Source organism: Streptomyces sp. NPDC053541, from assembly GCF_044544705.1.
In the GTDB taxonomy this organism is placed as follows: Bacteria; Actinomycetota; Actinomycetes; order Streptomycetales; family Streptomycetaceae; genus Streptomyces.
Map to the genome: position 1 here is coordinate 122,191 of NZ_JBITXM010000003.1, position 11,567 is coordinate 133,757.

4 protein-coding genes are annotated in these 11,567 nt (G+C 75.8%); 2 read left to right on the forward strand and 2 right to left on the reverse strand.

Annotated elements, in window-relative coordinates:
- Nucleotides 1-20 precede the first annotated feature (20 nt).
- Nucleotides 21-7,820 carry an amino acid adenylation domain-containing protein gene (locus ACIGW2_RS07815; RefSeq protein ID WP_399841914.1) on the forward strand — a complete coding sequence of 2,600 codons (7,800 nt, stop codon included), beginning with the start codon at nt 21-23 and terminating at the stop codon, nt 7,818-7,820.
- Between the two features lie 57 nt (nt 7,821-7,877).
- Nucleotides 7,878-8,087, forward strand: coding sequence for an MbtH family protein (locus ACIGW2_RS07820; protein ID WP_361576094.1), 210 nt, complete (start codon nt 7,878-7,880; stop codon nt 8,085-8,087).
- Nucleotides 8,088-8,173: 86 nt separating this feature from the next.
- On the opposite strand, the gene ACIGW2_RS07825 is transcribed toward ACIGW2_RS07820, so the two are convergent.
- Both ACIGW2_RS07825 and ACIGW2_RS07830 read right to left on the reverse strand, forming a co-directional pair.
- Entirely contained in the window at nt 8,174-10,717 is a 2,544-nt protein-coding gene (locus tag ACIGW2_RS07825) for an ABC transporter permease (RefSeq protein WP_399841916.1), read from the reverse strand.
- A complete protein-coding gene (locus tag ACIGW2_RS07830) occupies nt 10,714-11,460 on the reverse strand; it encodes an ABC transporter ATP-binding protein (RefSeq protein WP_391652469.1) in 747 nt (248 codons plus the stop codon). The genes ACIGW2_RS07825 and ACIGW2_RS07830 overlap by 4 nt, the downstream gene beginning before the upstream one ends.
- Nucleotides 11,461-11,567: the final 107 nt, after the last annotated feature.

Below are 11,567 nucleotides of genomic sequence, written 5' to 3' on the forward strand. Positions count from 1 at the left end.
CAGCGCCGGAGGACAGCGCGATGACCCTCGACCGCAAGGAACGGCTGAAGCAGGAGATGCTCCGCCGACTGGCGGCGCAGCAGACCCGCAAGGACCGCGACCGGATCGACCGCGTCCCCCGGGACGGCGACCTCCCCCTGTCGTACGCCCAGCAGCGCCTGTGGTTCCTCGACCGGCTCGAACCCGGCCGCGCCGACTACAACTCCGGCAGCTGCCTGGAGCTGCGCGGGGACCTCGACCCCGGGGCGCTGCACCGCGCCTGCCTCGCGCTCGTCGTACGGCACGAGGCCCTGCGCACCACCTTCCACGAGAGCGACGGCCGGGGCGTGCAGCGGGTGCGGCCTCCGGCCGAGGCGCCGGACGCCGTGCTCTTCGAGCACACCCCGGTGACCGGTGAGGAGGCCCTGGAGGAGGCGCTGCGCGAGCGCTTCGGCCGCCCCTTCGACCTGGCCGCCGGGCCGCTGCTGCGCGTCCACCTGCTGCGGGCGGGGGAGCGGCGGCACGTCCTGCTGATGACCCTGCACCACATCGTCACCGACGGCTGGTCCATGGGCCTGCTCCGCACCGAGCTTGACGCGCTCTACCGCGCGGCCGTCGAGCGGCCCGACGCCCCCGCCGCCGAGCTGCCGGCCGCCGCGGGCCTCACCGAGCCGGCCGTGCAGTACGCGGACTACGCGGTGTGGCAGCGCGAGCGGCTCGCCGGAGAGCGGCACGCCCGCTCCCTGGAGCACTGGCGGACCAAACTGGCCGGGGCCGAGCCGCTCGACCTGCCCACCGACCGGCCGCGCCCGCCGGTGCGCGGCACCGCAGGCGGCACCCACGCCTTCCGCGTCCCCGCGGCCGCCGCCGACGCGATGCGGCGGGCCGCCGCCGACCGGGACGCCAACCTGTTCGCGGTGCTCGTCGCGGGCGTCCGCCTGGTGCTGGCCCGCTGGACCCGCTCCGAGGACGTGGTCGTCGGCACGGTCGTGGCCGGCCGGGACGACGCGCGCCTGCGCGACACCGTCGGCTTCTTCGTCAACACCGTGGCCCTGCGCGGGCGGGTCGACGAGCGGTGGTCCTTCGGCGAGCTGCTCGCCGACGTCCGGGGCGGCGTGCTCGCCGACCTCGACCACGCCGAAGTGCCGTTCGACGCCGTCGTCGACGCCGTCCTGGACGAGCGGGACACCTCCGTCCCGCCGCTCGTGCAGGCCACCGTGATCCTGCAGAGCCCGGACGGCGGCGCGCCGGCCGGCCTCGGCGGGCTCGACGTCCGGCCGTACCCGCTGCAGGGCGAGCACTCCGTCTTCGACCTGACCTTCGAGTTCCAGGAGACCGCCGACGGCATCGACGCGCGGCTCACGTTCGCCGCCGAACTCTTCGACCCCGGCACCGTCGCCCGGCTCGCCGACGACCTGTGCGCGGTCTTTGCCGCCGCGGCCGACCCCCGGCCGCTGCGGGACACCGAGCCGCTCGGCGCCGCCGGGCGGGCCCTGGCCCTCGCCGCCGGCCGTGGCCCGGCCGGCCCCGCACCCGGCACCTTCGGCACCCTCCTCGCCGCCCGGGCCGCGCTGCACCCCACGGAAACCGCCGTCGTCTCCGACCGCGAGCGCCTCACCTTCGCCGAACTCACCGACCGCGCCGCACGCTTCGCCGGCCACCTGCTCCGGCGGGGGCTGCGCCGCGGCGAGTTCGTCGGCGTCTGCCTGGAACGGGGCACCGACCAGGTCGCGGCCCTCCTCGGCATCATGCAGGCCGGCGGGGTCTATCTGCCGCTCGACCCCGCCCATCCGGCCGAGCGCCACGCCTACGTCCTGGCCGACTCGGGCGTGCGCACCGTCGTCACCGACACCGCACGCGCCGGGCTGCTCCCCGACACCGCCGAACCGATCCTGCTCGACCGGGTGCGTGAGGAGATCCTCGCCTGCCCGCCCGCGCCCCACCTCGCCGGCGTCGACGACGCCGCCTACATGATCTACACCTCCGGCTCCACCGGCCGCCCCAAGGGCGTCCTCGTCGGTCACCGCGGCCTCGCCGCCCTGGCCGCCGCCCAGGGCGCCCGGATGGACGTCGGACCGGGCACGCGGACCCTGCAGTTCGCCTCGCCCGCCTTCGACGCCGCCGTCGCCGAACTCTCCGTGGCCCTGCTCAACGGCGGCACGGCCGTGGTGCTGCCCCGGGAACAGCTGCGCGGCGCCGGACTCGTGCAGGCCCTCACCACGTACGGCATCACCCACGTGACCCTGCCGCCCGCCCTGCTGCCCAGCCTCGACCCCGAGGAGCTGCGCCCGCTGCGGGCGCTCCTGGTGGCCGGCGAGGCCACCCCCGGCGAGCTGGTCGCCGCCTTCTCCACCGGCCGCCGCATGTTCAACGCGTACGGGCCGACCGAGTCCACCGTGTGCGCCACCATGAGCAGCCCGCTGTCCGGCGCCGGCACCCCGCCGATCGGCACGGCGATCGACGGCACCCGGCTGTACGTCCTGGACCGCTGGCTGCGGCCGGTCGGCACCGGCGTGCCCGGCGAGCTCCACCTCGCGGGCGACGGCCTGGCCCACGGCTACTGGCGGCGGGCGGGGCTGACCGCCGAACGGTTCGTCGCCGACCCCTTCGGCCCGCCCGGCACCCGCATGTACCGCACCGGCGACGTGGTGCGCCGGCGCGCCGACGGCGACCTGGAGTTCCTGGGCCGCTCCGACGGACAGGTGAAGATCCGCGGCCACCGCATCGAGCCCGGCGAGATCGAGGGCACCCTGCTGCGGCTGCCCGGCGTCGCGCAGGCCGTCGTGGACGTCCAGGGCACCGGCGCCGACCGCCGGCTCGTCGCCTACGCCGTGCCGGCCGAGCCCGGCGCGGTGACCGCCGACGGGCTGCGCGAACGGCTCGCCGCGGCCCTGCCCGACCACCTGGTGCCGTCCGCGGTCTGCCTGCTCGACGCCGTCCCGGTCACCCCCAACGGCAAGGTCGACCGCGGCGCGCTGCCCGCCGTCGACTGGGCCGGCCAGTCCGGCACCGGACACGTGGCCCCGTCCACCCCGACCGAGACGGCGCTCGCCGCCATCTGGACCGAACTCCTCGGCCTGGAGAACCCCGGCGTGCACGCCGACTTCTTCCGCGTCGGCGGCGACTCCATCGGCAGCGTCCGCATGCTGTCCCGGGCCGCCGACGTGTTCGGCGTGCGACTGCCGGCCCGCAGCGTCTTCGACCGCCCCACCATCGCCGGTCTCGCCGCGCTCCTCGACGCCGCCGGCGCCGGCGGACGCGGGGACGGCGGCCCGATCCCGCCCGCCCCGCGCGACCGGCCGCTGCCGCTCTCGTACGCGCAGCGCCGCCTGTGGTTCCTGGACGACTTCGAGCCCGGCGGCTCCGAGTACAACTCCGGCGGCGCGCTCCGGCTGACCGGACCGCTCGACCGCGCGGCGCTCGGCAGGGCCGTGGACGCCCTGGTCCACCGGCACGAGTCGCTGCGCACCGTCTTCGTCTCCCGGGACGGCAGCCCGAGCCAGGTCATCCGGCCCGCCGGACCCGTGCCGCTGCCCTGCACCGACCTGACCGGCCGCCCCGCCGCGGAACTCGACGCGCTGCTCGCCGCCGAGGTCCAGCGCCCCTTCGCCCTGGACGAGGGCCCGCTGCTGCGGCTGCTGCTCGCCCGACTCGGCCCCGAGGAGCACGTGCTGCTCCTGAGCATCCATCACATCGTCACCGACGCCTGGTCGATGTCCGTGATCACCCGGGAACTCGGCGCCCTGTACGCGGCGGCCCGCAGCCACCCGGACAGCGCCGCCGCCGACCTGCCCGAAGCCGCCGGACTCGCCGAACTGCCCCTGCAGTACGCCGATTTCGCCGCCTGGCAGAACCGTGCGGAAACCACGGACGCCTACCGCGACTCCCTCGACCACTGGGCCGCCCGGCTGGCCGGCGCCCAGCCGCTGGAGCTGCCCACCGACCGGCCCCGCCCCACCGTGCGCGGCACCGCCGGCGCCGTGCACGACTTCACCGTGCCCGCCGACGTCCTGGACGGGCTGCACCGGCTCGGGCGGGCGCACGGCGCCACCCTCTTCATGACGCTCACCGCCGGCGTGCACCTGCTGCTGTCCCGCTGGACCGGCCAGGACGACATCACCGTCGGCACCGTCACCTCCGGCCGCGAACGCGCCGAACTCGAGAACGTCGTCGGCTTCTTCGTCAACACGGTGGCCCTGCGCACCCGCGTCGACGAGTCGGCCACCGTCGCCGGACTGCTCGCCGCCGTCCGGGAGACCGTCCTCGACGCCTTCGAACACGCCGAGGTGCCCTTCGACCGGGTGGTGGAGGCCGTGGCGCCCGAGCGCGACCCCTCCCGGCCCACCCTCGTCCAGGCCGTCGTCTCCCTGCAGAACGCGCCGGGCGAGGCCCCGCGCCTCGACGGCCTGACGCTCACCGAGCACCCGCTGGTCCGCGAGCACGCGCTGTTCGACCTCAGCCTCGACTTCGGCGAGGCCGACGGCCGGCTGCTCGGCGCCCTGGAGTACAACACCGAGCTCTTCGACCCCGGTACCGCCGCCCGCTTCGCCGAGCAGCTCGTGGCGCTGCTGCGCCTGCTCGCCGAGGACGACGGCCGCGCCCTGCGCGAGCTCCTCCCGCTGTCCGACGCCACCCGGCGCGCCCTGCTCGCCGCCGCCCACGGACCCGCCCTCCCCGCCGGCACCGGCCACGTCCTCGACGGGCTCGCCGCGACCGCCGCCGCCCACCCCGACCGCCCCGCGCTGACCGCCGGCGCGCTCACCCTCTCCTTCGCCGCACTCGACGCCCGCGTCAACCGGCTGGCCCGCCGCCTGGCCGCCGCCGGCGCCGGACCCGGGGACCGGATCGCGCTGGTGCTGCCCCGGACGGCGGACCTGGTGACCGCCGTGTTCGCCGTGCTGCGGGCCGGCGCCGCCTACGTACCCGTCGACCCCTCGTACCCCGACGACCGGATCCGCTCCGTCATCGGCCGCGCCGCACCGCACAGCGTCCTCACCGTCGAGGCGAGCGCCCCCGCGCTGCGCGCCCTGCTCGGCCCCGGCACCGAGGTGACGGCCCTCGACGGCGCCCCGGCCGACGCGCTCGCGGACGGCGACGACCGGCCGCTCACCGACGCCGACCGCACCCGGCCGCTCACCGACGCCCACCCCGCCTACGTGATGTACACCTCCGGCTCCACCGGCACCCCCAAGGGCGTCGTCGTCGGCCACGGCAACCTGCGGGCCATGATCGACGGCTACCGGGCCGTCGTCCTCGACGCGCTGCCCGACCCCGGCCGGCCGCGCCGCGCCGCCCACCTGGCCTCCTTCTCCTTCGACGCCTCCTGGGACCCGCTGGTCTGGCTGCTCCACGGCCACCACCTGCACCTGGTGGACGAGGCCACCCGGCTCGACGCCGAGGAGCTCAGCCGCGCCCTGTACGAGTGGCGGGCCGACTACTTCGACGCCACCCCCTCGTACCTCACCCAGCTCGTCGCGGCCGGACTCCTCGACGAGGACCGGCACCGCCCCGAGCTGATCACCGTCGGCGCCGAGGCCCTGGACACCGCCCTGCTCGCCCGGCTGCGCGCCGCCGGGGTGGCCACCGGCCACAACTTCTACGGCCCCACCGAGAACACCGTGAACAGCCTCCACTGGCCGCTGCGCGCCGGCGAACGGCCGCTCATCGGCCGCCCCATGCCGGGCGTGCGCGCCCACGTCCTGGACGCCTCGCTGCGGCCGGTGCCGGTCGGCGTGCACGGCGAGCTCTATCTGGGCGGCGCCGGCGTCGCCCAGGGCTACGCCGGCCGGCCCGACCTGACCGCCGAACGGTTCGTCGCCGATCCGTACGAGCCCGGTGCCCGCCTCTACCGCACCGGGGACGTGGTGCGCTGGACCCCCGACCACGAGCTGGAGTTCATCGGGCGCGCCGACAACCAGGTCAAGATCCGCGGCTTCCGCATCGAGCTCGGCGAGATCGAGGCCGTGGTGTCCGCCGTGCCCGGCGTCCGGCACGCCGTCGTCGTGGTCCGCGAGGACTCGCCGGGCGTCCGCCGGCTCGTCGCCTACGCCGTCGCCGAGGACGTCACCGCCCGCGCGATCCGCGCGGCGGCCGCCGCCGCCCTGCCCGAGTACATGGTCCCCGCCGCCGTCGTCCTCCTCGACGAGCTGCCGCTCGGCACCACCGGCAAGCTGGACCGCAAGGCGCTGCCGAGGCCGACCCACGACGCCCTGGCCGGCGCCTCCTACGTGGCGCCGCGCACCGCCGCCGAACGGCTGCTCGCCGGCATCTGGGCCGAGCTCCTCGGCGTCGAACGCGTCGGCGTCGAGGACAACTTCTTCGAGCTCGGCGGCGACTCCATCCTCAGCATCCAGCTGGTGTCCCGGGCCCGGAAGGCGGGGCTCGTCCTCACCTCCAAGGACGTCTTCGTCCGCCAGACCGTCGCCGGACTCGCCGCCGGGCTCGACGCGGGCCCGGACGGCACGGCCCCGGACGGCCGCCGCGCGCCGGCCGCCGAGCAGGGCGCCGTGACCGGAGAGGTCCCGCTCACCCCCGTACAGGACTGGTTCCTGCGCCACCACCCCGAGACGCCCGGGCACTTCGACATGACCCTGCTCGTCGAACTCGACGAGAGCGTGGACCTGACCCTGCTGCCCCGCGCCGTCGACGCGCTGCTCGCCCAGCACGACATGCTCCGGCTGCGCGTCACCCACCGGGACGGCGCATGGACCCAGCGGATCGCGCCGTACGAGGAGAGCGCGCCGTTCTGGGAGACGCACGACGCCACGGCACTGAGCGACGACGAGCTCGACGCGGCCATCCGCGCACGGGCCCACCGGGAGCGCCCGTCCGGACGCCTGGAGACCGGCCCGCTCTTCGAGGCCGTCGCCTTCGACCGCGGCCCCGGCCGCCCCGCCCGGCTGCTGCTCACCGCCCACCACCTCGTCGTCGACGGGGTGACCTGGCGGGTGCTCCTGGAGGACCTGGCCACCGCCCACGAGCAGCTGCTCGCGGGCAAGCGCCCCGATCTGGGCGCCAAGTCCACCTCCTTCCCCCACTGGGCCTCGCGGCTCGCCGAGTTCACCCGCGCCGGCGGCTTCGACGACGAGGCCGCCCACTGGGCGGGCGTCCTCGACGGCGCCCCCGCCGAGGTGCCCCTCGACCACCCGGACGGCGACAACACCGTGGCCTCGCAGCGGACGGTCCTCAGCACCCTGTCCGAGGAGCACACGCGACTGCTGCTCCAGCGGGTGCCGGGCGCCTTCCGGAGCCGGGTCAACGACGTGCTGCTCGCCGCCCTCGGCCGCGCCCTGGAGGGCTGGACCGGCACGTCCCGGGTCCTGGTCGAGCTGGAGGGCCACGGCCGCGAGGAGCTGTTCGACGACGTCGACCTCTCCCGGACCGCCGGCTGGTTCACCACCGTCTACCCGGTCGCCCTCGACCTGCCCGGGGACACCGACTGGCGGCGGACCGTCTCCGCCGTCAAGCGGCAGCTGCGCCGGGTGCCCCGCAACGGCATCGGCTTCGGCGCCCTCGCCCACCTGGGCACCGAGGAGCAGCGCGCCGGACTGCGCGAGCTGCCGATGGTGCCGGTCTCCTTCAACTACCTGGGCCAGTTCGACGCCCAGGGCGGCTCGGGCCGCTTCTACCGCGGCTTCCTGCCGGGCCCCGGCGGCGACCACGCGCCCACCGCACGGCGCACCAACGTGCTGGACGTGACCGGCGGCGTGACCGGTGACCGTCTGGAGTTCACCTGGACCTACTCGACGGCGCTGCACGAGCGCGAGACCGTCGAACGGCTCGCGGCGGACTTCGCGGACGGCCTGCGCGCCATCGCCGAGGCCGCGGCGCCCGGCCGGTAGACCCCCTCACCCATCCCGATCACGCGGACACCACGACACACGAGAGGACACGCCCCCATGAGCAACCCCTTCGAGGACGAGAACGGCACCTACCTGGTCCTGGTCAACGCCGAGGGCCAGCACTCCCTGTGGCCGGCCTTCGCCGAGGTCCCGGCCGGCTGGGAGACCGTCCTCGCCGAGACCTCCCGCGCCGAGGCCGTCGCGTACGTCAACACCCACTGGACGGACATGCGGCCCAAGAGCCTCGTCGAGGCGATGGGCGACTGACCGGACCCGGAGGACCTGCACGAAGAGGGGTGGGGCCCCGGCCGGATCGGCCGGGGCCCCACCCCTTTCCCGCGTCTCCCGCGCGGCTACTCGCGGACCCCGATCGCCTCCACCGGCCGGGCCCGCAGGGCCAGGCGCACCGGGACCATCGTCGCCGCCATGCCGAGGACCACCGCGGCGGCGACCACCGCCGCGTAGATCAGCGGGGAGCCGGCGGGCAGCGGACGGCCCAGGAAGCCGACGCTCAGCGCCCCCAGCGGCAGCACCGTCATCGCGGTGCCGAGCAGCACCGCGACCGTGCACAGCAGCAGCGACTCCCAGCGCAGGGTACGGATGACCTGACGGCGGGTCATGCCGATCAGACGCATCAGCGCGAACTCGCGCGAGCGGGCCGCGGTCGCGGCGACCAGGGTGTTCACCACGGCGATGGCGATGTAGAGCAGGATCAGCGCCAGACCGGTGAGATTGACCCAGGCGGCCAGCACCGCCTCCTCCCGCGCGCCGGCCGAGAAGCCGTCCCGGTCCTTCACCGCCAGCGTCGGGTACGCGCCGGTCAGCGCCCGCAGGGCCCGGCCGACGGCCTCGCGGTCCCCGCCGTCGCGCACCCGCACCAGGAGCTGACCGGGCGCCCGGTCCGTGGTGTGACCGGCCAGCACCTCCCGCGGCACGGTCATCTCGCCGAACCCCATGCCGCGTTCGTACGTGGCCACCAGCTTCAGGCGGGTGCGGCTGCCGTCGCCCAGGTACACCTCCACCTGCTCGCCGACGGAGGCGCCGAGCAGGGTCGCCTGGGAGTCCTCCATGGCGAGCGCCCGGCCGCGCAGCGCGCCGATGTCGCCGTCCACCACCCCGAGGTCGACGTTCCGCGCGAGCTTCCCCGGGGTGACGCCGCGCAGCGAGAACCCGGCGAGCTCCGTGTCCTCGAAGACCGTCACGGCCATGAACGCCTTCGACGCGGACACCTCGGTGGCCACCTCCACGTCCCGCACGGCCCGCACTCGCTCGACCACCTCCGGCGCGAGCCCGCCCGCGCCGCCGGCCACCACGTAGTCGGCGTCCAGGCCCGTCTCGACCTGGTGGCCGGCCACCGCGGACAGCGTGGTCTGGGTGTAGACCAGGGTCACGCTGAAGCCGATCGCGAGCACCAGCGGCATCACCGCGGCGCTCATCCGCCGCGCCGCCGTACGGCTGTTGGAGGCCGCGAGGAAGCCGCTGACCCGGCTCGCCCGCAGCGGCAGCCCGAGGACGGCGACCATCGCGCGGGTCACCAGCGGGCCCAGCAGGGCGAGCCCGACGAGGCCGAGCAGCGCCGCGCCGCCCGCCCCGGCGGCCCCGAACTCGCTGCGCACCACCAGCGGCATCAGCGCCGACAGGGTCCCGATGCCCAGGAGGAACAGACCCAGCAGGACCCGCCAGGCCGGCAGCCGGTGGCGCTCCACCGCGGCCTCGCCGAGCGCGTCGACCGGGTTGATGCGCGCCGGACGGTACGCGGCGATCAGCCCGGCCACCAGGGCGGTGGCCACCGTCAACAGCACCGCCGCCACCATGGGCGCGGCCCCGACGACGAGCGGCAGGTCGTCCGGGATCGCGCCGAACCCGGCGAACAGGCCCCGCAGCACCTCCGCGACGGCCGGGCCGGGGACGCAGCCCAGGACGCCTGCGACGACGGCGACCAGCAGGGCCTCGGACAGCACGAGCCGGTAGACCTGGCGCGGGGTGGAGCCGAGGGCGCGCAGCACCGCGAACTCCCGGCGCCGCTGGTGGACGGAGAGCCCGAGGGTGCCGGCGACGACGAACATGGCGACGAAGGCGGCCATGCCGCCGAAGGAGGTCGCGACGAGGAGCAGCAGCCCGCCGCCGGCGCCGACGTCGGGGAACTCCAGCCCGCTGCGGGCGTTCCCGGTGTGGGCCACGGTGCCGGGGACCGCCGCCTCGATCCGGCGGGCCAGCTCCCCGGCGTCGGTGCCGTCCGCGGCGAGCACGCCGACCGCGTCGAACAGGCCCGGGTGACCGGAGAGCCGGGCCGCGGTGGCCGGGGCGAAGAACACCGCGCTCTGGCGGCGGAGTTCGCCGCCGTCGGCCGGTGCGGCGAGGCCCGAGACGCGGTAGTCGGCGGGCACGGACTCGACGGCGACCCGGACCCGGTCGCCGACGGTGACGCCGGCGGCCCGGGCTGCCGCCGCGTCGAGCACCACCTCGGCGTCCGGGGCGGGCGCGCGGCCCTCCGCGAGCCGGAACGGGCCGAGGACGGCCGCGTCCCAGCCGTGCCCGTACAGCGGCGCGACGTCCGCGCCGGGCAGGGCCGCGGCGAAGCTGTGGTCGCCGACGGCGCGCCGCACCCCGGACACGCCCGCCACCGCGCGGACCGCGTCCTGCTTCAGCCGGGCGCGCTCGGGCAGCGTCTCGCGGACGGTGAAGTCACCGCCCGGCACCCGCAGGGTCTGGTTGCCGCCGACCATCACGGCCGCGCCGGCGTAGCGCTCGGGCGGCACCGAGGTCCGCAGTCCCGACTCGACGAGGATGCCGCTGGCGGCGAGCACCGCCGTGCCGCAGAACAGGGCCACGAAGGAGCCGAGGAACGCCGCCTTGCGGGCGCGCAGGGTCTTCCAGGCGATGGCGAGCACGGTCACCGGCCCCCGAGGTGCGCCATGCGCTCGGCGACGCGGTCGGCCCGCGGGGAGTCCATCCGCTCGACGAGCCTGCCGTCGGCGAGGAAGAGCACGCTGTGCGCGTACGAGGCGGCCACCGGGTCGTGCGTGACCATCAGCACCGTCTGGCCGAGCTGGTCCACCAACTCGCGGAAAAGGCCGAGGACTTCCTGGCCGGTCCGGGAGTCGAGGGCGCCGGTGGGCTCGTCGGCCATGACCACGTCGGGGCGGCTGATCAGGGCCCGGGCGATCGCCACCCGCTGCTGCTGCCCGCCGGAGAGCTCGGAGGGGCGGTGGCGCAACCGCTCGGTGAGACCCACCCGCTCGGTGATCTCCCGCAGCCAGGCCCGGTCGGTCGCCACACCGCCCAGCCGCAGCGGCATGGTGATGTTGTCCTGCACGTCGAGCGAGGGCAGCAGGTTGTACGCCTGGAAGACGAAGCCGATCCGCTCGCGCCGCAGCCGGGTCAGCCCCGACTCGCGCATTCCGGACAGCGGCACCCCACCGAGCCACACCTCGCCGCCGCTCGGCCGGTCGAGACCGGCGGCACAGTGCAGGAACGTGCTCTTGCCGGAACCCGACGGCCCCATTACCGCAGTGAAGCTGCCGCGCGCAAGCTCTACGGAAATACCCCGAAGGGCTTGCACCGCATTACCGCCGCGGCCATAATTTTTGGTTACGTCACGTAAAACGAGAGCCGGCGCACTGGGTGAGCTGGCATTGATCGATCCACCGGACAAGAGGAACCCCCGCTCAGAATGTCGCCGGGACGCTATCACGAGGCCGGGAATCCGGAAAACGGATACCCGAGTGCACCCGAGGGGGTATACGC

What these genes read in the sequence shown, in the direction of transcription:
- ACIGW2_RS07815 (WP_399841914.1), top strand. Translation starts at nt 21, where the DNA reads ATGACCCTCGACCGCAAGGAACGGCTGAAGCAGGAGATGCTCCGCCGA.
- ACIGW2_RS07820 (WP_361576094.1), top strand. Translation starts at nt 7,878, where the DNA reads ATGAGCAACCCCTTCGAGGACGAGAACGGCACCTACCTGGTCCTGGTC.